General features: G+C 38.9%; 20 protein-coding genes and 4 pseudogenes. 1 reads left to right on the top strand and 23 read right to left on the bottom strand.

Annotation, left to right across the window (positions count from 1 at the left end):
• Positions 1–22 precede the first annotated feature (22 nt).
• The 20 genes and pseudogenes from NQ503_RS17900 to NQ503_RS08155 all read right to left on the bottom strand — a co-directional run bounded on the left by NQ503_RS17900 (position 23) and on the right by NQ503_RS08155 (position 16,115).
• Positions 23–318, bottom strand: a pseudogene (locus NQ503_RS17900) (hypothetical protein).
• On the bottom strand, positions 302–778 hold the full coding sequence (locus tag NQ503_RS08240) for a family 20 glycosylhydrolase (RefSeq protein ID WP_005423073.1): 477 nt from the start codon (positions 776–778) through the stop codon (positions 302–304). Before NQ503_RS08240 ends, NQ503_RS17900 begins: the two are co-directional and overlap by 17 nt.
• A gap of 314 nt (positions 779–1,092) precedes the next feature.
• Positions 1,093–1,848 carry an ATP-binding response regulator gene (locus NQ503_RS08235; RefSeq protein WP_256147679.1) on the bottom strand — a complete coding sequence of 252 codons (756 nt, stop codon included), beginning with the start codon at positions 1,846–1,848 and terminating at the stop codon, positions 1,093–1,095.
• Positions 1,849–2,166: 318 nt separating this feature from the next.
• Positions 2,167–3,705 (bottom strand): L,D-transpeptidase family protein, encoded by a 1,539-nt coding sequence (locus tag NQ503_RS08230; RefSeq protein ID WP_005423082.1) that lies wholly within the window; start codon positions 3,703–3,705, stop codon positions 2,167–2,169.
• A gap of 22 nt (positions 3,706–3,727) precedes the next feature.
• Complete coding sequence (locus NQ503_RS08225) at positions 3,728–5,167, bottom strand: DUF4179 domain-containing protein (protein WP_259893495.1); 1,440 nt, start codon at positions 5,165–5,167, stop codon at positions 3,728–3,730.
• Entirely contained in the window at positions 5,167–5,685 is a 519-nt protein-coding gene (locus NQ503_RS08220; RefSeq protein ID WP_005423085.1) for an RNA polymerase sigma factor, read from the bottom strand. Before NQ503_RS08220 ends, NQ503_RS08225 begins: the two co-directional genes overlap by 1 nt.
• 288 nt (positions 5,686–5,973) lie before the next feature.
• Complete coding sequence (locus tag NQ503_RS08215) at positions 5,974–6,606, bottom strand: PBECR4 domain-containing protein (protein ID WP_005423087.1); 633 nt, start codon at positions 6,604–6,606, stop codon at positions 5,974–5,976.
• Between the two features lie 398 nt (positions 6,607–7,004).
• Positions 7,005–7,172, bottom strand: a complete 168-nt coding sequence (locus tag NQ503_RS08210) for a hypothetical protein (protein WP_005423089.1) — start codon at positions 7,170–7,172, stop codon at positions 7,005–7,007.
• A complete protein-coding gene (locus NQ503_RS17895) occupies positions 7,169–7,432 on the bottom strand; it encodes a glycosyl hydrolase family 95 catalytic domain-containing protein (RefSeq protein WP_005423091.1) in 264 nt (87 codons plus the stop codon). The genes NQ503_RS08210 and NQ503_RS17895 overlap by 4 nt, the downstream gene beginning before the upstream one ends.
• Before the next feature lie 20 nt (positions 7,433–7,452).
• Entirely contained in the window at positions 7,453–7,875 is a 423-nt protein-coding gene (locus NQ503_RS17890; RefSeq protein ID WP_005423092.1) for a group II intron maturase-specific domain-containing protein, read from the bottom strand.
• A 262-nt stretch (positions 7,876–8,137) separates the two neighbouring features.
• A complete protein-coding gene (locus tag NQ503_RS08200; RefSeq protein ID WP_005423096.1) occupies positions 8,138–9,328 on the bottom strand; it encodes a tyrosine-type recombinase/integrase in 1,191 nt (396 codons plus the stop codon).
• 78 nt (positions 9,329–9,406) lie between these two features.
• Positions 9,407–9,610 carry an excisionase gene (locus NQ503_RS08195; RefSeq protein WP_004613735.1) on the bottom strand — a complete coding sequence of 68 codons (204 nt, stop codon included), beginning with the start codon at positions 9,608–9,610 and terminating at the stop codon, positions 9,407–9,409.
• Positions 9,611–9,881: 271 nt separating this feature from the next.
• Positions 9,882–10,289, bottom strand: a pseudogene (locus NQ503_RS08190) (ABC transporter ATP-binding protein); the annotation flags it as partial.
• Positions 10,283–10,552 (bottom strand): annotated as a pseudogene (locus NQ503_RS08185) (hypothetical protein); the annotation flags it as partial. The pseudogenes NQ503_RS08190 and NQ503_RS08185, both read right to left, overlap by 7 nt.
• Positions 10,553–10,837: 285 nt before the next feature.
• Entirely contained in the window at positions 10,838–11,293 is a 456-nt protein-coding gene (locus NQ503_RS08180; RefSeq protein ID WP_005423102.1) for a hypothetical protein, read from the bottom strand.
• Between the two features lie 21 nt (positions 11,294–11,314).
• Positions 11,315–11,554: a hypothetical protein gene (locus tag NQ503_RS08175; RefSeq protein ID WP_005423104.1), complete on the bottom strand. Its 240-nt coding sequence runs from the start codon at positions 11,552–11,554 to the stop codon at positions 11,315–11,317.
• A complete protein-coding gene (locus NQ503_RS08170) occupies positions 11,547–11,963 on the bottom strand; it encodes a hypothetical protein (RefSeq protein ID WP_022387879.1) in 417 nt (138 codons plus the stop codon). The genes NQ503_RS08175 and NQ503_RS08170 overlap by 8 nt, the downstream gene beginning before the upstream one ends.
• Positions 11,964–12,094: 131 nt before the next feature.
• Entirely contained in the window at positions 12,095–13,954 is a 1,860-nt protein-coding gene (asnB, locus tag NQ503_RS08165; protein ID WP_055065704.1) for an asparagine synthase (glutamine-hydrolyzing), read from the bottom strand.
• A 521-nt stretch (positions 13,955–14,475) separates the two neighbouring features.
• Positions 14,476–15,582 carry a DUF4179 domain-containing protein gene (locus NQ503_RS08160; RefSeq protein ID WP_055065703.1) on the bottom strand — a complete coding sequence of 369 codons (1,107 nt, stop codon included), beginning with the start codon at positions 15,580–15,582 and terminating at the stop codon, positions 14,476–14,478.
• Positions 15,576–16,115, bottom strand: coding sequence for an RNA polymerase sigma factor (locus NQ503_RS08155; RefSeq protein WP_005424137.1), 540 nt, complete (start codon positions 16,113–16,115; stop codon positions 15,576–15,578). The genes NQ503_RS08160 and NQ503_RS08155 overlap by 7 nt, the downstream gene beginning before the upstream one ends.
• A gap of 543 nt (positions 16,116–16,658) precedes the next feature.
• Between NQ503_RS08155 and NQ503_RS08150 the strand changes: the two genes are divergently transcribed.
• Positions 16,659–17,336: a hypothetical protein gene (locus NQ503_RS08150; protein ID WP_005424139.1), complete on the top strand. Its 678-nt coding sequence runs from the start codon at positions 16,659–16,661 to the stop codon at positions 17,334–17,336.
• Between the two features lie 211 nt (positions 17,337–17,547).
• On the opposite strand, the gene NQ503_RS08145 is transcribed toward NQ503_RS08150, so the two are convergent.
• The 3 genes and pseudogenes from NQ503_RS08145 to NQ503_RS08135 form a co-directional block, all read right to left on the bottom strand.
• Positions 17,548–17,766 carry a helix-turn-helix domain-containing protein gene (locus tag NQ503_RS08145; protein WP_005424142.1) on the bottom strand — a complete coding sequence of 73 codons (219 nt, stop codon included), beginning with the start codon at positions 17,764–17,766 and terminating at the stop codon, positions 17,548–17,550.
• A gap of 354 nt (positions 17,767–18,120) precedes the next feature.
• Positions 18,121–18,762 (bottom strand): hypothetical protein, encoded by a 642-nt coding sequence (locus NQ503_RS08140; protein WP_005424144.1) that lies wholly within the window; start codon positions 18,760–18,762, stop codon positions 18,121–18,123.
• Positions 18,763–19,375: 613 nt separating this feature from the next.
• Positions 19,376–20,437 (bottom strand): annotated as a pseudogene (locus tag NQ503_RS08135) (IS110 family RNA-guided transposase); the annotation flags it as partial.
• Between the last annotated feature and the right edge of the window lie 43 nt (positions 20,438–20,480).

Raw genomic sequence — 20,480 nt, 5'->3', positions numbered from 1 at the left:
TAACTATCTTTTCACAGGTTAATTATACATTAAATTCTATAATGCAGTTGTAACTGATTTGTAACAGCAAAAAAGAAAACCAAAACCATTCTGTGAGAATAGTTCTGATTTCCTGTATAAACCGATATGCTGATTTTATACACATGCCCAAATCGGCTTTATCAGCTAATACCGCCGCCAGTTTTTCATAAAACGAGAATAAAAGCTGATATTTTCCTGTTTTTTTGCACATTCCTTCATACATTTCTGTATGTTTTGGTAGTAAGATTTTGTATTGACACCTGATTCTTTCACATGATAATCAAAAATGCCTGACATTGGATCCTGGAAAAATAACGTTATCCGAAAGCTGCGCATGGATATCCAGCATTTTTTCATAGGTTCTGGTATCAGCATGATAATAGTCCCAATATACTAATCCTAGATCTTTTTTCGGTTTTTCCCATTTGGAGCAGTCCGTGTTTTCGGGCAGATCATAGTATCCGCCTGTAGAATTTGCTGTAATGTACATGTCACTCCATATCATAGGCTTTAATTCTAATTTTCTGCAAATATCTACGACCCTGTTACAATGTTCCTCGATTATCAGTGACCCTTTTTTATATCCATTTTCTTTTAGATAATTTCCAAGTCCCAGCATGACAGCCTCATCCATTCCAATATGTACCCTGTTGGTAGAAAAATTCTCCTTTACTGAGCTGAGCAGCTTTTCAATAAACTGATAAGTTTCCTCTTTTTCAGGCTGGAGAATGTCCGCAGAATCACGAATCTTATCCATTCAGACATGCTCTTGATATTGAAATTCATCTTCTTCCATATGATGTATGGCATAATTAAGTGCGCGGTAATAATGAGATATTTCCCGGCAGATGATATGAATCTGGTTTTTTCTTTTATTGATCAATATTTCTGGTCTGTCCTGAAATTTAACAAACAATTATATATTTTGGTTGAAACCGTCATTTTCAGCCAGCAGTATTTCAGTACCTTTTTTAATAGTATTATATTCTTTCTTATCAGATGAAAAAACAATGTTCATACGTATTCCTCTTTCTTTAGGAATTATTCTTTTTATCATATCTTTCCGGTATCTCATAAGAATCTACTTAAGGCACGAATCAGTTTTTCTGACTCCAGTGGTTTTGTAAGATAATCGTCCATTCCGGCTTTCAACGCTTTACTCTTGTCTTCTGCAAAGGCATTTGCTGTCATGGCTATAATCACCACAGCAGATGCATCACTTCTGTTCATTGTACGTATTTCTCTAGTAGCTTCCAGGCCATCCATAACTGGCATCATAATATCCATCAGAATTACATTGACCTCACCAACACCTGATTTTGCAAATGCTTCAACAGCCTCCTTACCGTTTGAAGCCCTTATAATTTCTGCTCCTGCATTTGTCAGAAGGAATTCTGCAATTTCCATGTTCAATTCATTGTCTTCGGCCAAAAGGATTCTCATGCCTTCAATTGATACATCGTCTTCCTGGCTTTCTGCCTGCTTCATATCAGCAGAAATAAGGAATGGGAGCTGTACCATGAATGTGGTTCCTACATTTTTCTCGCTTTCAAATTTAATCGTACCGCCCATTTTCTCTATTAGTTTTTTTGTAATTGGCATACCAAGACCTGTTCCTCCATAAACAGATCTTGCACCGCCTGTTTCCTGAGTAAATGGTTCAAAAATATGGTTCTGAAATTCTTTACTCATTCCAACTCCGGTATCCTTGCAGTGAAACTCAAACAGTATATGCCTGTCATCCACCTGTGTTTCATAATAGCTAAGCAGTATTACTCCTTTTTCTTTATTGTATTTGACAGCATTACTTATGATATTCATAAGGATTCTTTTTAAACTTTAATCACAGCACTTTTGCATGCTCTGTCAATGTGTTTATTTCCATAAATAAATTTTTCTTTGTACCCATTATATGGTTCCAGTATTGATACGTCAATCCCATTAATGTGCCTTCTCTTCTTCACTCTTTGTGAAAGGAAGAGATTGCTAGCTTTTACCAATCGCTCTTCCACTTCCACATCAAGTCTGCTTTGTTCTGGATTACCGAAATGGTGATCATACGTCAGGCTGATACTGTTGACAATGAAAAACAGGAGCCAGCTGCATTACAACTTAGCTCCTGTCCTGTACATCTTGAATATAGAATTAGTAAAAACAGATTATCGGGACATCATACTGAATAAGACTATAAAGCTGTCCGGCATTTTCTGGTGGAAGATTGATACATCCATGAGAACCACCTGTAAGATATCTGTCACCACCAAAGTACGGCTGCCAGTCTGCATCATGAAAGCCAATTCCTCCATTGAATGGCATCCAGTACGTTACCGGCTGTTCATAAGAATAGGTTCCATTTGCTGTCATTTCACCTCGCAGCACGGACGGACTGCTCTTTGAATTCAATGTGAATATTCCAGGGGGTGTTTTTCTATCCGGATCGCTTGGCAGTCCGGATACGATTTCTGATTGGAAAATAATATTTCCATTCTGATAATACCACATATACTGCTCTGTAAGATCTACCTCTATATATGTATCTCCGAGATCATTGATCCCGTGTGCATTTGCCCTCATAGAATACACCGGTTCCCTGGTTGTCTGGGTTCCTGACTGAATTTCCTGCATGAGCTGTGCTACTTCCTTGTCCTGATCAATCTTCCACCCATAGGCAGAACCATATACATACACAGTCCTTCCGCTCGTGGTCTGAAATTGTCTTTCAGTGCCAACTGTATCATGATCTGCTGCAAGCTGTGCCACATAATCCACTACGTGCTGCCGGAAGGCTTCATCATTCTGGAGCAGCTGCCCTTTCTCGTCAAACTGCAGCCAGTTTTTGATGGTATTCCCATCGAGTGTTACCGTTTCGTCTCCAAATGTATATGTGATATTTGCTTTTGTCAGGTTCTTATATGTATTTACCATATTCTGAAGTTCTGAACTTTCTTTCGTCACATCTGCTTTCTTATAAGCCTTTGGATCACTTTCCAGATTTACCTCTGCCGCATCGTTATCGATTGCCCTGCATATCATCTGATAAGCTTCTTTGGTATTTAATTCGTTGCCTTCCGTTTCTGGCACAATAGTGAATTCTGAGTTAACAAAACTTACATACGCATTTTCCGGTGCTATCTGATTCTCTTTTTTCGCACAATTTAATGAATTTACCTGTTCTTCCAGTTTCTCCCGGCTGAAAAAAGTCTCTTCTTGAACCATATAGTTTTTTGTTTCAAAAAGACTGCCGATCCATTCCCATGATTTCTGAGTTTTCAGCAGCTGGAGAACCGCACCGCTGGATACGTATTTATAATCAATGTCTTTTCCTGTAATGGCCTGCGGGTCCTGCATTCTTGCCCTTACCTGAATAGTATAGTTATCCTTTTTCCCAGCAATCTCCTGCTCAACCTCATATGCTGTCTTATTTGAACTGTCAATCCCATTGATGGTCGTCCCATAAAAGAAGTGATATGAGTAATAATAAGATATACCTGCATACATACAACAGCCTATAACAAAAATCATCAATATAATCAATATTACAATTTTCTTAATTTTATTTTTCTTCTTTTCTGAAAATATAATAGATCTGAATTCCGATTTATCCATCGGCACATAAACAACTGAACCTGGTCTTGCCGATTTTGTGGTTCTCATTGACTGCCCTATCACTTCTTTTTGTCTCATATCCTACTTATCTTTCTTTGAATCACTTAGTTTTTTGCACTGTCTCACTGTCATTATCAAAATGTAATGTCTTATGATATTTCGCATTCTCCTCCAGAAGTTTTTTCCATTTCTGTCCGTCTTCTTTCGTAGGATTATCAAAATTCTGCTGCCCCTTCAGTTCATCCATATACTGGATATAATCCAGGAAATAAATATCTACTGTCGAAATATCCCTGTCCTGAATTGCGAAGTTATTACAGTTTCCAGTAGACTCATTATATGGAAGTGTGTTTCCGTTGGCATCAAGAGCTACCATGAAGCAGTCACTGTTGGATCCTTCCTTATAAAGTTCATTTACCGTCAGTTCATACGGAGAACGAATTACGGATTTGAGTCCGATACCAGCATCGTTTGTATCATTCAGTTCCAATACTTCTGTCCGGGAATCATCTACTGTAACCGGGATATCGAAACTCCAGTCACCTTCATATTTGTAGTAGCCGGCATCCCTTCCATAGTTTTCATCATCCGCTTCTGACCACTCATAGTCTGCTTCCAGCCCTCTTACCTTCGAGATATCCAGATGCAGATTAAAAGTATCCGGAATCTCAATATCTTTAATATATTTCTGATATGCTCCACCACGCTCAGATACTTTATTGATAAACTCTTCCAGCAGTGCATAACCTTCATCCGTCTGATCATCTAAGTCCGCCTGAGTTATTCCCATCTCATCCATTACCTGCTGTGTCATTTCATTGTATTTCTCATTATATTCCGTATAGTCTTTTGCCGCCTGAGCAAGATCATAACGGAAAATGCATGCATAGGTGTTGTCATCCAGAAACTGTCCTTCCACATGACCGTCGATCACCCGACTAGCTTCTGAATCAAAGTCCACACCTCCAGTCATATCCAGATCAATGACCGGTGTTCCACTTTCCGCCCTGGTTGACGTTTCTGGAAATGGCTTATCACTCTTAAACCGCATAGTTATATAGACTGCCTGGCTGTTGGCATATACCTCAGAACATGTAATTGTCAGCCCATCTACTGTTTTAATGTAAGCATTCTCACTAGTGGCATTACCTGTCTTGTCCCCATCTGCTTCACTGCCATCTGCCGTTGTTCCATCAACGGATTCCAAGGTTGTTGCATAATCCGAAAAATCACCAAAGAAACTTACATTATCCTGCAAGATTTCAAAAAGCCCTCCTACAACCGGAATATTCTTTGCCATTACTGGATTGGTTGCACAGAATATAAATCCGACTGCCAGTACCGCTGCCATACCTCCTGCTACCCTGCCTCCAATTTTCATCCAGTGATATGGATCCTTTGGTGCTTTTTTCTGTAACACAGCATTATTTTCAATCAATCGATATGCCTGATTGATACGTTCATGCACGATTGCCGGCATTTCTGTATCCTTTTGAAGTTTTTCCTGGAAGTCTTTCTCATTATTATTTAAAGTCATCATTAAACACGTCCCTCCTTAACCTTATATCCATACATCTCTGCAATCTGTTTTCTACCACGATGAAGACGAGATTTCACAGTGCTTTCCTTCATATCCAGAGCGTCACTGATCTCCCGGACACTAAATCCTTCCATATAGTACAAAAGAACAACCAAACGATATTTGCTATCCAATGTTTCTAATACTTGTGCCCATTCCATCGCCGCATATTCTTCTTCGTGAAAAGGTGTTTCCGGCATCTGATCCGTATAAGTAACCAGCTTTTTCTTCTGTATCATGTCCTTACACTTGTTGATCAAGATTCGAATCATCCAAGTTTTAAAATATCTGTTCTGTTTCAGACTTTTCAGATTTTCATAACAGGAAAGAATCGTATCCTGTATTGCATCCGCAACATCTTCATCATTTTTCAGATATGCTGCCGCAATCTTATACATACTCTGTACATTCTCATCCATAAGTCGGCAGAAAGCATCTTTGTCGCCTTTCTTCGCTTTTCGTATCAAAACCTCATTCATTGTAATTCCGGCTCTCCTATCTCAGACTAGTCATCCGTAGTATACTATAGAAGCTTCATTTATGTGCTTCTACTTATTAGACGTGCGAATCCCTAAAAAGGTTGCAAATATTTTTAAAAAAATTATCTCAGATAAAAACACCCCCGAAATCGTTCAAATTTTATGATCATCAGGTCCTATTAGGGTATAAAAACAGCCGTACCATGTGCGTTTTACATGATACGGCTGTCAATAATTCTCATACCCTCAGGATAGATTAATTGAATCGCCAACTAAGACTCTCCATTTTTATTTATGTAATAAAGTTTGATCCAGCATGTTTTTAATTTCATCCGGAAGACTGTCTATCATTGCATTTTCATCCAAAAACAGTAAAGTTGTATATTTTTTCGCATCATTCGGTGCTGAGAAAATATGAGTTACTGTATATGCTGTTGTACTTTTAGAAAAACAATCTTCATCTCGCAGTGATTCTACTACAAAGCAATCGCCTTTTTGCTGTCCCTGATCATCATACTCTTTATTTAAGCATAGAGTAAAATTAAGATCTGTTGTGCCAAACTTATAAGTTCTCGTATCTGTAACAATCTCTTCCAACATAAAACCTTCTGAGCCAGCCAGCATTGCAATCTGTCCGATATGCTTAATTTTACGCTTACACAATGAAAAAGGGTGCTGCGGTGTAAAAAATATCTGCGAAGCCTGAAGCAGTTTTTTTGCTGCATAACTATAAAACTTTTTTGCGGAAAGGTTTGTGGCCACACCTGTTAAGTGCCTGAAATTGGCAGCTTTATAAAGCACCTCAATATATCTGCCTTCAAATACATATAGAAATCTTTTACCTACTAAATGCTTCCTATACAGATCGGCAGCTATTTTAATCTCCTGTACGATTTTCTCTCTATCCTGTTGTTTTCCCATCTATCTTTTCCCAATCATCACTATAATATAAAAACAGCACCGGACAACTTTTTGTTATCCAGTGCCCATAATCTTAAAAAGCGGTTTTATGCTGGCTGTCAGCCGCGACATCCTTCCGAACGTCTAAAATGTCGCCGGTATCATTAAGTCCCCGGCGCGGACTCACCGTATCTCCCTGGTGTGGGCGTAATACCCTTCCGAGTATCAAATAGTCCCAGTAATTACCCTGCCCGGGCACAGTACAGCTTTTACGTGCCGCTACACGAAACCTTTTGGTTTAACTATATTATATGCGATACCCTAAGAAATATCAATAGTTTCTGGCAAAATCGATTGGCTGTATTTTATTGTACCCCATTACTTACCACTGTCTATGATTTCCAGGCCCTCAGGACAGATCAATCAAAAATCATATTCTCTGTCCCATCAGGTTTTAAAAATACTGTTTTCGAAATTCCATTGCATTCCAGCGTTACTTTCTGCTCACGGGAAGAACAGAGGCGAACCCTGTGTATCCTGCCCTCTCTCCATTCAAAATCAACTGTGATGTCACCCTGTGCCTTCATTCCCCGACTTTTCCGTCTTTCCACTCATCCGGAAGTGCCGGAAGCAACAGGAAATGCCCTTTCCTGCTCTGGATAAGCATCTCTGCAACTGCAGCTGCAAAGCCAAAATTCCCATCGATCTGGAACGGAGGGTGTGCACACAACATGTTGGGATAAATGCCGCCTCCCACACAGGAGATATTTTCCTCCCTGGTATAACGGAGCTGGTTTGATCGAGTAGGAGACGGCTTTTGCCGCCGACCTCTCACACCACCGGACATGCGGTTCCGCATCCGGCGGTTCAGTTAACTTGACATCTCGCTTTACAAAGATATTCCTCGGCTGAGAGTAAACCAAATTTCTTCAAACGTGCATTTGACATCGCATAACAAACAGTTTTTGTACGGCACACTCGGGCATATCCATGAAATCCCGCCGCACACCTTGCATTCTTTTTACTAATACCCAGTTTTACCAAATTTTTATATCTGGTTTTTGGATTTTTCCAGTGTTTCCATATGCACATCCTGAATCTATACCTGATTACTGTATCAAGTTTTCGGCTTACTGTAAGAATTGAGCCAATTTTAAAGTAATTAATCCATCCTCTTACTACCTCTGCTATCTTTTTCGCTTTGTATGAATTACTCACGCTCCACTTGCGGCTCGTAAGTTTCCTGACTTTCTTCTTTACTTTATCCAATGACTTTTTCGGAACTTTCATCCTATATTTCTTTTCCTAAAATTGATAATAAAAAGCAAATCCCAGATATTTTGCTTTTGTCGTACTATCATTATACTTTTTTGACATAAAAACTTACTAAATTTCTGATTATCTTTTCATAAGTTGGTAAATGCCGATATATCCCGTATTTTAGGGCTTTATCGGTATTTTCTTTTTGGAAGATACCTTGCATAAGCTGGCATTTACCAGCATGAAAATGCAACCAAAAGTAGTAAATGAGTAGTAAATATAAGCTCCGATATTAACAAGCCAGCCTTTCCAGCTCCGCTTTTGCAGATTGAAATGTACCGTGTGCGTAATAACCAAGTGTCATGGTTATGTTAGCGTGTCCCATGAGATATTGCAGAGTGTTAGGGTTCATTCCTCTGTTTGCCATATTCGTACAATAAGTATGTCGGAATGAATGTGGTGTGATGTTCGGTAACTTGTCCGTGTGATATTTGTTATACTTCTTAATCAATCCTCGCACCATGCCCTCATAGTTTCCTGCAACTTTAGGCAAGCCCTCACGGTTTAAGAATAGGAAATTGCTGTAACCACCTACAATCAGCGGTTGTGCTTTTCCTCTGCTCTTTAGTATTCTTTGGATTGCTTGATAAGCCCGTTCTGTCAATGGAAGTTCCCGTTTTCCGTTTTTGGTCTTAGGCGTTTCAATATAGTAGCCGATTTCGCTGTCTTTCAATAACTGGTGGTCTATATTGAGTATTCTGTTCTGCATATCAATATGCATCGTTAGTCCGCAAAATTCAGAAATACGAAGTCCCGTTTCCAGCAGAAGCACAACCTCATCATAATACTTGCTGTAAATCTTGTCCTTTTCCATAAAGGCAAGCAGGCGTTCTTCCTGCTCTGGTGTAAGGATAACTTTCTGCTCCGTATCATCTTCCAGAACATCACTTAGCTTAAAGTCAAATGGGTTCTTTCTGATACAGTCGTCTTGTATCGCCATGTAAAATGACGCTTTCAAGGAACGCTTATAGTTATCAATCGTTTTATAGGCATATCCTTTTTCACTCATTCTGATAGCCCATTCTTTAGCGTCCGACTGCTTCACAGTATCAATCGCCCTCATACCCAATGGGTCGTTTTTCAGAGCATTCATAAGATACTGTCGTCCCTTTTCAGTAGCCCTTTTGATGTTCTTTCTTTGGCTGTTTTTCTTGTCGTAGAGCTGGCAGACTGTCATTTTACCACCGACTGTGTCGATACCGTCGTTAAGGTCTTTTTTTATCTGTGCTTCTTTTTCCCTCAACGATATATCATCACGCTTTCCAGCAGGTGTCTTGTCTGTCGGTACAAGTTTCCAAGAATAGATAAATTGTGGCTTTCCGTATATATCGGTATATTTATAAACGTATCTTCCGTCTTTTCGCTGGCTCTCTCCATTACGCAAATTGCGATTTTTACTGTCTTTTCGTTTTACATTAGACATAGTGTAAAGCTCCTTTCCGTCATGGAATGAGCCGTGATACGCTATACCTTATTATACCATATCTACGGCTCAATGACATTAGATTTCGTCCAATGTATCTATGATTTTTTCAAATTGTTTTCGCTTAATCTGAATACGATTACCGTTCACGATAACCCAGCCAGCGTCAATATTTTCTTCGGCTAATTTACGCAATTTCTTTTCGCCAATGCGGAAGTATTTAGACGCTTCTTCAATCGTCAGAGTATATTTTTCCCAGATAGGCACATCAGTATTGTTCATAATCTATGCACCTCCTTTACTGTGTGTCATTTTTTACAAGCAGGCAGACGGCTTTGGAAAGCTCCGTTAGTATCTCAACTATTCCCATTCTTGTGGGCAGAACCGCACCATGCGGACGTATCATTATTCTGTGAGGATAGGTCGTGGCAAAGCGACTTTTCCAACGGTCGCTCTCGGATCACTGCGTGGGTCGCTCGCTTTCTTTTGGAAAGGTCATGGCGTACAGTCCCCGTGGCTTGCTATGACAGCTCCTTTACGGCACTATTCTTGTTTATTCAGACAGAAAAGAAATTGCACCGTTTTTAATTTCTAAGATTTCGTCGGCTTCTTCTGCCAAATGCTTACTATGTGTAACGACAACAACACATTTTCCTAATTCATGTGCAGTCTTTTTCAGCAAAGCAATGATTTCATCAGCGGTAGTTTCATCAAGATTTCCCGTCGGTTCATCTGCCAAAAGTACATGAGCGTCGCTGGCTAAAGCTCTTGCAATCGCCACACGCTGTTGTTGTCCACCAGATAGTTGCAATACATTTCTCTGCCAGTATTCTTTTCCAATGCCGACTTCTTCCAATAATTTTTCAGCATTTCCACTACCACCTAATTTGACATTTTCAACCGTTGTCAAATAATCAATCAGATTATAATTTTGAAATACCAATGAGATATTATGCTTGCGTCAGCTCTGGTCTTGTAACCATTCTTAAAGTCTGTGTTAATGTCAATACAGTAAGCGTCCTCGCCCTCAACGGTTAAATGTCCCTCATTAAAGGTAGAACCAATCGAACCGTCATTCATTACTTTTTCAACGATACCGACACGCTCTTTTGACTCCGTCCAGTATTGCTTACTTTCTGCATGAACGGGTGTAGTCGGTAAAGCAGTAACGACAGTCGCAAGAGCTAAAAAGCCCGTACACAATCGTTTCCATGTCTTTTTCATAGTTTAATGCTCCTTTCATTTTTGGTAATAAAATAGCCGTCCAATAAGAACGGCTGGAAATAGAAAAGGAACGTCATTTTAGGCGTTCCATAGTCTATAAGTTATTCAATTTTTTCTTGTTTCAATACTGATGTGCTGTACCATATCTTTGCATATCTAGGAAAACTTGCGTATCAAGGCTCATTCGTTAGTAGTAAATAAGTAGTAAATTGATGTGTTTGTTTCCTTGAAAATGCTGATAGATACTGTGTTTTAGCGGATAATCAGATTTTTATTGTGTTTTTATTATAAAAAAATACATAAACAACATTCGCCAAAACATGCACAAAATGTTATACTTTTACATAATAGCCAACTATTTTTTAACAATATTTTGTAGAATCGTAAAATTGCATAAATGCGCTCTCTTAAATTATGCCGCAGATTGTATGCAAGCCAGTCTGCCGTATCAAAAAAAGCACGATATTCATGTCCATATGCTTTCTCAAGATTTCCTTTGATATAAGAATAGTAATCGTATCCTTCCGGCACTTTTTTGGTTGTGCTAGCAAAAATCCTTACAATATGATCATATGCATCCCGGTGCTCTTTTAATGGCTGAATCAATGCATCCCCATTTTCTGATATTTCTTCGGCTGTAAGTAGATAAATTTTGGTTTTTTGATGTAATTGATATATCTTTTTCCACAACAGTCCAATCTCATCGTTTTGCATTAGATTAAAAACATTTTGTTCAGCCATTTAAAATACCCCGCTATTGAATTAATGAATTTTTAACTTTGACTCCTTTTCCCTCATTACCAGAAACGATTTTTCATCTAGAATACGGTCACCAAAAATCCGCCAGGATCCACGTCGCTTTATTCGGTACGCTTTAATAGTGGAGATTTGTCCGTTTTCACAGTTTCTTGAAAAATTTTTCCTATATTTAAAAGTTTCTACTATCCCCCATAGAGTTCCTGCAACTATAAAAAAAAGAAGTACTGCTACAGCTTCAATCATAATTATTCTCCTTATCATCCCAGTTGCATGCATCGTCACAATCGGACTGCATCCCAAGGTCTTTTGGTTCAATCACATTTCTTACACTACTACCTGCACTATATTTTTCTCTTCTGTAAATTATGCTAAGATGAACAAATATTTCTCTGTAAAGTAACAAAAGAATAAATCCAACAAATATACAGGATAGTAATATAACTCCTTTCCTAGATGCCACAGATTGCAATTGTGGATTTCCAAGGAAGCAAACTGCTGAAATCAAATCAATCAATGCAAGCCAAAACGTAATTCCCTGCAATAAATTCACTTGAAATACCTGTTTTTTCTTTGCAATCGAACACCCAGCATCATACATATTGTTAATTGCCTGCAATAATATCGTAATATAAAATGGTTTTATATCTGTCATGCTAAACTCTTCCTCCAATAATCCGAAAGTTTCTATACAAACAAATAGAGTTTTATCTATAAAAGCCCCAAATACCATTGTCAACGAATTTTTCGTATATTTATATTTTTACCGTCTCATAACCAACTCTCTCACTTCGAACATGTAGCAAAAAATCTATCATACCAGATAAGGAATGTCAAAACTGTCCAGATTTTACGGCTGTTATCTGCCTTTTTCTCTTTGTGCTCTTTCAGAAGTAAAAGAAGCTTATCTGTATGAAAAAACTCTTCTGCTTCTTTCGAGGTAAATAACTCCTTTACCATCTGATACCAGTCATCCTGCCGCAGCCACACACGGATTGGAATTGGAAAACCAAGTTTCTTACGTTCATCGGTTTCCTGTGGTATGAATTGAGAAACAGCTTTACGGAAAATATATTTGGTTGTACCCGCTGCAATCTTGGCTTCTTTTGGAAGCTTTGCTGCAAAGTCAAAAACTTCTTTATCCAGAAATGGTACTCTGACTTCCAATGAATGTGCCATGCTCATTTTATCTGCTTTCTGCAAAATATCGCCAGGAAGCCAGTAGCTCAGATCTACAGACTGCATTTTTTCCATGTCTTGAAGTGATCCTCTGTTTTCTGACTCAAGTTCTTCAAAAAATGGTCTTAAATATTCCTGTGTGGAAGGTCCTGTTACTTTATTTTTCAAAATCTGCGTTTTCTCTTTTTCACGGTAAATATATGCATTTCCGATGAAACGTTCTTCCACTTTCATTCCTGCACGGATAAGGAAATCCCGTCCCTTCACATCCGGCAGCTTTGCAGCCAGTTTTCCAATTACACGTCTGACACCAAATGGAATCCAGGCAATTTTTTTCAATGATTCCGGTTCTCTGTAAATATTATATCCACCGAAAAGCTCGTCTGCTCCTTCTCCGGAAAGAACAACCTTGACATGACCTGCAGCCTCTTTTGAGAGAAAATAGAGTGCAACGGCGGAAGCATCCCCAAGGGGCTCATCCATATGATACATAACATCTGGAAGGGCATCCCAGAATTCCTGCTTGGATATGATTTTCACATGGTGTTTCAAACCTGCTTTTTCTGCCACTTTGGCAGCTTTGTTTACTTCACTATATCGGTCTCCCTCATCGAATCCCACTGTAAATGCCTGATCTGCGCCAGAGGAAGAAGCCAGATAACCGGAATCCACTCCCCCGGATAAAAACGCGCCGACTTCCACATCACTTAACATATGGTGCTCCACTGAATCCTTTAAATTCTCTGCAAGCTGATTCTGCAGCTGCTCCATATTCGTCTTACGGTCCCATTGGCCTGGTGCAAGCTTTGTTTTGAAATAAGTCTTTATCTCATAGTTTCCGTTTTTATATAAAAGCATATGACCTGGCATAAGCTTATAAATCCCCCTGAAAAAAGTTTCTTCCAGAGGGGAATATTGAAATGACAAATACTGCTCCAGTGCCTTCTGATTTACTTTCCTTTCATAGCCTGGAAATGCAAGGATACTCTTAATTTCAGAAGCAAATACAAAGTGTCCATCTATTTCGGCATAGTACACAGGCTTAATTCCAAAGAAATCCCTTGCAAGCATCAAACTCTGCTCCTGTTCATTCCATACAGCAAACCCAAACATTCCCCTGAGCTTATCCAGTGCCTTCTCCCCATACTGCTGAATAGTATTTATCAGAACCTCCGTGTCAGAATGAGTACAGAAAGAAATGCCGAAAGCCTCAAGTTCTGCCCGCAGTTCCTTATAATCATAGATTTCTCCATTAAAAACAATATGAAGGTTTCCGTCCGCACTTTCCATAGGCTGCTGCCCATCTTCTAAATCAATAATACTAAGTCTTCGAAAGCCCAGCGTGATCTTCTCCCTGCAAAAAGAGCCCTCACTATCCGGGCCCCTATGCTCAATGGCTTTCATCATCCTTTCAATTACTGTCTTCTGATCCTGTCTGTAACCTGTAAATCCACAGATTCCGCACATTTTATCCTCCGTATCTATTTGATGTAGTTTATATGCTGCAACAACTTTTTTACCACAAGTGAATCCCACATGGTCACATCGTAATCATAGTGGTCTGTGAGTCTGCGCCTCAGCTTGTGTTTTCCCTTCTTTTTCTACTTTTGTAGAAATCATCTCTAATTCTACATCTGTAGAATTAGAAAGTCAATCTTATTTTCTACAATTGCAGAATCTATGTCATATATTTGATTACCCGTCATGACATACCCCAATGACTCAGATCTTACAGATTTTCAAACGGTGTGAATGCCTCACTACTGATAAAATGAAAAGCCGGAAAAACGGTCTTTTGTTACAGAGCCATTTTTCCGACTGTATGGTTACCTATATTTAGTCAACTACCCATCACCTAAAGGTAATGGGCTTGGCAGACTTGGCCAAAAAGAACCGATATCAGTCTTGCAAAGACCTTGTATCGGTTCTTTTTGTATTTTCTCATTATCTAATTATGGGAGGATTTTTCTGTATCACCGAAAAAACTTTTATTCCCGCACTTCAAGCCACTGGTCAATGTTCCCAAAATGTACTGCCTGCAGGTTATCTACATCAACCAGTTGCGGGAAGCTGTTTCTGATGATCATGACACCATTTTCCTTATCCTGTTTTTCTCCACCGCCAGCGATGCCTCCCATGGTCCTATCAAGTGTTAAAACCGTTCCATCTTTATAACGCACCTGGTCAATACTAGTTCTGGCATAAAGATCCATGCCATAATCCGTACCTGTGTACTCAAACTTGTTTTTCTCATCTTCATACACCTTCATAGCTTCATCATAATCAAGATATAATGACCATAAAAGGGGCGTTACTTCCATTTTTTTCACTGTGATTTCATAACCTCCAAAATCACATTTCCGGTTCACTTCCAGAGTTGTCGGAGGCTTTACTGCACCCAGGGTCCATTTAAAATCCCATGTTCCATCTGTAATAACAGTCGTATCATAATCTCCTTCCTCCGTAAGATTCTTTAATGTGATTTCTACTGTTTTATTACTCAGATCATAATCACCGTCATAAGATATACAGGCGTTAAAATATTTAAGATGTGCAGAATTTTGATCTGTTTTCAGTAACACATCCTGTCCTACCCCAGTATTGAAACTTCCAAATCTGTTATCGTCCACTGCATATACTTCCTTTCCATCGATCTTAAAATGTGTCATCTCCTCAAAAGAAGTATGATCAGTCATAGAAATACTGTCATCTGTTTTCACTTCAAAAAAAGCATACAGGAATCCCTGATCCTGAATAGAATCTGTCAGGGTAACCGTCACACCATTTTGTGTTACAGACTGGTCTATATTCTGAATATAGGTTGATTCCTGCAGTGTCTTCTGCTGTTCTTCCGATGGCTCCAGTCTTTTCACCAGGTAATTATTCCATTTAAAGAACTCTTTTGCAGCCACAGTAACAGCCATACCAGTACAGATTACTGCTGCTGCAATCAATAATCGGCCACTGATTTTTTTTCTTTTGTATTTTTTATCAGCTGAATCCGCCTGTTCAATCTGTTTTAGTGTATCTTCAAATTTATTATGAAAATCCTGTGGTACTTCCGGTGCGATATTATTCCATTTGTTCTCTAACATGACATTTTCCCCTTTCCTGTTATTCTTTTTAATTGCTTGCTGTTTTTCCCAGTTGCCGGTCTTTTCTCTTCTTCGGATAACTGCTCTTTCAAAAACTCTCTTGCACGTGAAAGTCTGCTTTTGATCGTTCCTTCCGGAATATCCAGAGCCTCACTGATCTCTTTCAATGAAAATCCTTCTAAATAATACAATGTGACCAAAACCCTCAGATCCTCCGGAAGTTCCATAATCGCCATGTACAACTGACTGTATCTGTCCTCCTCAGTCATTTTCATATTGTCCATATATTCTTCATATGGAATAACATTTTTTCTTTTCCGAAGAATCCCTTTGCATTCGTTGATCAATATCCTTGTGATCCATGTTCGGAAATATTTTTCTTTCTTTAAAGTGGAAAGTTTTTCATATGCCTTAAGAATTGTTTCCTGCACAGCATCCCCACAATCAGAGTCATTCTTCAGAATGGACTTTGATATATGATACAGCATGGCTTCTGCATCCCGAACCTCCTTAATAAATACATCTTTTGTCATAACTTTGTCTTCTCCTTTTGTCCAGCCGGATTACTACTCATGTTTACTTTTACACTTATTAGATGCATCGGAAAGGAAATCGGTTCTCATAAAAGTATTTTTTTCCGTTGGCTCTTCTATTGCCAACGAAATATCCGATTTTTTAATCTCTGTTCTGTTTGTGTTTATATTTTTTATGTAATTCCGTAATATATTCCTCAAGCTTCTCTTTGTCTTGCTCTCCACAAGCAACTAAACCAAAATACTGCTTAGATCGATCCTATATGCTTTCGCTGTTTTCTGACCCAGTTTCTCTGTATATGTGCAATAATTCCAGAAACGGTGCTATTTTATCCGGTAGTCTCATTTTTCGTTCTCCCCTACGTTTGCGGTAATCCCTGTTACCATTGTTCTTAGCAAACTCTAGTATACAGGTAAATCCACGTTGCTACAAATGTGGGGTCACTTCATATTATCTAAAACATATTTCGATAAGTCAAAATTACAATTTTCACACTTTAATTGATATAATATTCAATAACTAAACAAGGAGGCCATTTAACCATGAATAATGTAAAAATTCTATGTATCGCAGGCAGTATCGTACTCGGTAGTATATTGCTATCCGGACAAGCTTTTGGCAAAGCCCCCTCAGATCTAATCACCCTTTCCGCCCCTAAGGAGCCTGAGGGGCAATATGTATCTTATGATATAGATGGTTCCGGCTCTTATTATGATAGTGATTCAGATATAACTTACTATTTTGTCAAGGGGATTGTCACTTCTTATTCTAATCATGCAAAAACCTTTTCGCTGACTTCTGACGCCGGTGAAACTTATGAGTTACCGGCAGATACGGATATTAATATAACCGACTATCTCAACACAGAAGCACATATATGGTACTCAGAAGACTCTCAAAAAAACTTAAAATTACTTGCGTTCTCTCCTCAAATTTTTTGGGAACATATTAATGAGCTGGAATCAGATGAACAAATTCTGGATGGTGCCACAGAAATTGATGGGACTCTTTCAAAATATATCTCTTTCTGGTTAACAGAAGATAAAATAGATGTTACTCTCTTATTTGTTGAGGACAACGATGGAAACACTCATATATATGCAGAGGATAACACCAAAACAATCGAAGACTATATCAAGTTATATGAAGATATGCATTTAAATTCTCAAGTATATGATGATTTTAATGTTGCATATCTTATATCAGAAGCATCATCTTGACTTACCCAAATGTCTGGTTGAGAACCTGATGTTTTTTACATCAAACATATCATATATTTTAAATGCCGCAGCCAATATTTTCAAAGGCTGCGGCATTTTTGACTTAATTTTTCTTTCAAACATGTTGCTTCTTCTTTTGACTGCTGCAAATATGTTTATGTCACAAATTCAAGCAATAATTCAGCACTTACTATTTATGTAAAAAATCATTTCAGAAATTGATATATTTTTTCTTTTCTCTGTTTACATATTGACGGCTAAAGTGTAAGAAAGATGCGATTTCACTATCTGACCACCCTAAAATCAAGTATTTTAAAATATCCCTTTGGTTTGAAGTCATTTTTAAGGTTATATTTTTCAGATCAAATGCTAATTCCACAGATGAATAATCCGCTCTATAGCTTTCTTGTAAATCACCTTCATTATCCATATATGCACATTCGTATTTTTCTTTTTTTAAGTTTTTTTTGCATATGATTTTACTAAAGGTTCCATTATGCAAAGTAAGCTTTGCATATATTTTGAATCATTTTTCGCCTGTATAACCAAATCTTTATATTCCTGCATCATATACCCTTTTATTTTTTAAAGAGTATCTGGGCATAAAAATGTAAACTTATTTTTTGTTCAGAATCAAAGGTTTCTTATATCTATAAAAAAAGGAATATTGTATTTAAACAATATTCCCCAGACTGTAGACAAACTTGGTGTTGGGTGTTATACCCAGCACCAAGTTTGTCTACAGTCTGAGGCGCTGCATATGCAGTGCCTTTTCCGAGAAAATCTAATATTCACTGGGAGGGGTATCTTCAAAATCTTCGTTTTCCGATTCACTCACATCAGGTACATATTCGTCGGCCATTTTCTGCGCTTCCTCTAATGTACTGGAAGGTAAATATTCCTCCCCATCACTCGTAAGCATGATTACTATATTAACGTTATTCTGACTATAATACTCCAGGTCAACATTCAGTCCGGATCGTACAGCACTCCCATTAGCTATATTCAGGACGGCGTTTTCTATATTAAAAACCATATTATAATAATTTCCTGATTCGCCCACTTCTACTGTTATCGTATTTTCATCGGAATACAGAATATTACCAGTGATATATTGGGTATCATAAGTTTCTTCCTGTGCAGATTCCTGATCTGCGGGATCTCCCTGGCTTTGGTAAATTTCCGCTTCTGCGTTATTTCCAGACTGTTGATTCTGCACACTGTCTCCTGGATTTGCTGCCACAGCTGTGGGCGTTGGCTTCCTGGTAACAGCCGTAGTAAGATTTGGAATAAACTTTACAGCATCCTTACCACTTTCGCTTTCCGTTTGCGCGGATTCGTTGCTTCCTGACAATTCACATCCTGTCAGGGTCACCGTGATACCTGTCAATATCACAAAAAACACTTTCAGAATCTTTTTTCTCATTTTTTTATCCTTTCTTTTTTACTGGTAGTGTCAAATTACTACCTGATTTTTATTGTTTAAACCTTGATTTTATGGGAGTTCGCAATAAAAAGAGCAATGACCTCCCTATATAGTCAAGTCTTTTTTCCTTGAAAATCAAGGATTTTTTAGTGTTTCATCAATAAATATCTCAGAAGAAGGAGCCATAGGAATGGACATTTCTCTGTATCTGGTACGAAAATAGTGGATTTTGGGTGCACGAAGTAAAACGTCTTCTTATTTCGTTTTACATGGCCTTGTGTGTACCCATCCATCTACGGCAGCGAACCTCCCATGTCTACCAGGATCATCAGTCTATGCCGAGTCCTAACTTCTCTCGTCCCGCCTGTCCATAACCAGGGTGTCAGCTCAGCTCCTTTACAGGGTCTTGCCCTCTGGAATATATTCCTGCCGACTACTGGCTCATTCTTTGTTTGTTGTATTACTGACTTCTTTCCTGTAACAGCACCTTCCGGTGGACGCTTTCCTGTTACATTCCATTTACTTCTTAATTCCAGCTATCATGGCTGGTCTCAGCCTTCCAGCTCCCTCTCTGAAGGGCTCAGACCGGCCATGATACACTGTTTCTTTCTCTTTATGCTGCTGGCTGTATTTCTGGTCTTACGATGTCATTCAGCATCTTCCGACCATCATAATCCGCACCTTTGGTTAGTATCATATAAAATATCCGGATCAGCTTACATGCCACCGCTATCACTGACTGCATCTTTTTCAGTGGATTTTTCTCCCTTGTCCGGTAATAACTATGAATCTCTTTAAACTCCTTGTTTTTTCCGATCACGGATATCGCAGCTTCATATAATGTATATCTCAAACGCTTTCTTCCTCTGTGACTGATCCGGCTTTCTCCGTTGTGTTTTCCAGAGCTGTCCGCAACAATCGCATAACCGGCAAGCTTCTGCACCTGTTTCGGATTATCAAAACGTCCAATGTCTCCTACTTCTGCAATAAAGCAGCTCACTGTCTTTATCCCTATCCCAGTGATCTCCATCAGCTTATCTATATAGGGAATCTCAGAAAGCGTTTTCTCTATCTCTTCCATAAGTTCATCCATCCGTTTCTTATATCCTTCGTAATCTTCCAACAGGTTTCGGATCTCTTTTCTGGCACTTCTTGGGGCTTCTGTATTTCCGATGCTGTGCTCCGCTGCTGCTACCAGGGTCGTTGCCCTCTTAAGCCCAGCGCCTTTCAGCCTTGCATCTCTCCATATCTTGTTTACACCTTCCACTCCAAGTTCCCTGATATCACAGGGCAGCGCTGCCTGTTTGATTACCATCAGTCCGCTTACTGCATCCGGATTCCTGTAAACGTCTTTGATCTCCGGAAAATAAATGCTGAACCAGCGGGCCATCCTGTTTTTGACTCTTGTGATCTCTTCCTGTGTCTGAATTCGAAGGTTAGACAGATTTCTGATCTCTGCATAGATCCCGGTTGGAATATATGGATATGAGAATCTTCCTTCATTTACCAGACCTGCAATTGTTTTTGGATCTTTACGGTCATTTTTACTTGGATTATTGTCATCCAGCTCTTTGGATTTCTTGACATGATGCGGATTCACATGTACCGGCTTCATTCCCTGTGCCTGCAGGTACGCTCCAAGGTTCAGCCAATAGTGACCTGTTGGCTCCATTCCTCCCTTTTTTGGTATAATGCAATCACCACAATCAACACTACCA

This window comes from Blautia obeum ATCC 29174 (assembly GCF_025147765.1).
GTDB classification, from domain to species: domain Bacteria; phylum Bacillota; class Clostridia; order Lachnospirales; family Lachnospiraceae; genus Blautia_A; species Blautia_A obeum.
Note: the sequence above shows the minus strand (reverse complement) of the source record. Positions and strands in the feature narration are given on the sequence as shown.

What these genes read in the sequence shown, in the direction of transcription:
- NQ503_RS08140 (WP_005424144.1), bottom strand. Translation starts at nt 18,762, where the DNA reads ATGAGAAAAAAGATTCTGAAAGTGTTTTTTGTGATATTGACAGGTATC.
- NQ503_RS08225 (WP_259893495.1), bottom strand. Translation starts at nt 5,167, where the DNA reads ATGATGACTTTAAATAATAATGAGAAAGACTTCCAGGAAAAACTTCAA.
- NQ503_RS08215 (WP_005423087.1), bottom strand. Translation starts at nt 6,606, where the DNA reads ATGGGAAAACAACAGGATAGAGAGAAAATCGTACAGGAGATTAAAATA.
- NQ503_RS08175 (WP_005423104.1), bottom strand. Translation starts at nt 11,554, where the DNA reads ATGATTGAAGCTGTAGCAGTACTTCTTTTTTTTATAGTTGCAGGAACT.
- NQ503_RS08220 (WP_005423085.1), bottom strand. Translation starts at nt 5,685, where the DNA reads ATGAATGAGGTTTTGATACGAAAAGCGAAGAAAGGCGACAAAGATGCT.
- NQ503_RS17890 (WP_005423092.1), bottom strand. Translation starts at nt 7,875, where the DNA reads ATGAAAGTTCCGAAAAAGTCATTGGATAAAGTAAAGAAGAAAGTCAGG.
- NQ503_RS08150 (WP_005424139.1), top strand. Translation starts at nt 16,659, where the DNA reads ATGAATAATGTAAAAATTCTATGTATCGCAGGCAGTATCGTACTCGGT.
- NQ503_RS17895 (WP_005423091.1), bottom strand. Translation starts at nt 7,432, where the DNA reads ATGTCCGGTGGTGTGAGAGGTCGGCGGCAAAAGCCGTCTCCTACTCGA.
- NQ503_RS08155 (WP_005424137.1), bottom strand. Translation starts at nt 16,115, where the DNA reads ATGACAAAAGATGTATTTATTAAGGAGGTTCGGGATGCAGAAGCCATG.
- NQ503_RS08210 (WP_005423089.1), bottom strand. Translation starts at nt 7,172, where the DNA reads ATGAAGGCACAGGGTGACATCACAGTTGATTTTGAATGGAGAGAGGGC.
- NQ503_RS08160 (WP_055065703.1), bottom strand. Translation starts at nt 15,582, where the DNA reads ATGTTAGAGAACAAATGGAATAATATCGCACCGGAAGTACCACAGGAT.
- NQ503_RS08180 (WP_005423102.1), bottom strand. Translation starts at nt 11,293, where the DNA reads ATGGCTGAACAAAATGTTTTTAATCTAATGCAAAACGATGAGATTGGA.
- NQ503_RS08240 (WP_005423073.1), bottom strand. Translation starts at nt 778, where the DNA reads ATGGATAAGATTCGTGATTCTGCGGACATTCTCCAGCCTGAAAAAGAG.
- asnB (WP_055065704.1), bottom strand. Translation starts at nt 13,954, where the DNA reads ATGTGCGGAATCTGTGGATTTACAGGTTACAGACAGGATCAGAAGACA.
- NQ503_RS08200 (WP_005423096.1), bottom strand. Translation starts at nt 9,328, where the DNA reads ATGTCTAATGTAAAACGAAAAGACAGTAAAAATCGCAATTTGCGTAAT.
- NQ503_RS08170 (WP_022387879.1), bottom strand. Translation starts at nt 11,963, where the DNA reads ATGACAGATATAAAACCATTTTATATTACGATATTATTGCAGGCAATT.
- NQ503_RS08145 (WP_005424142.1), bottom strand. Translation starts at nt 17,766, where the DNA reads ATGGATAATGAAGGTGATTTACAAGAAAGCTATAGAGCGGATTATTCA.
- NQ503_RS08230 (WP_005423082.1), bottom strand. Translation starts at nt 3,705, where the DNA reads ATGAGACAAAAAGAAGTGATAGGGCAGTCAATGAGAACCACAAAATCG.
- NQ503_RS08195 (WP_004613735.1), bottom strand. Translation starts at nt 9,610, where the DNA reads ATGAACAATACTGATGTGCCTATCTGGGAAAAATATACTCTGACGATT.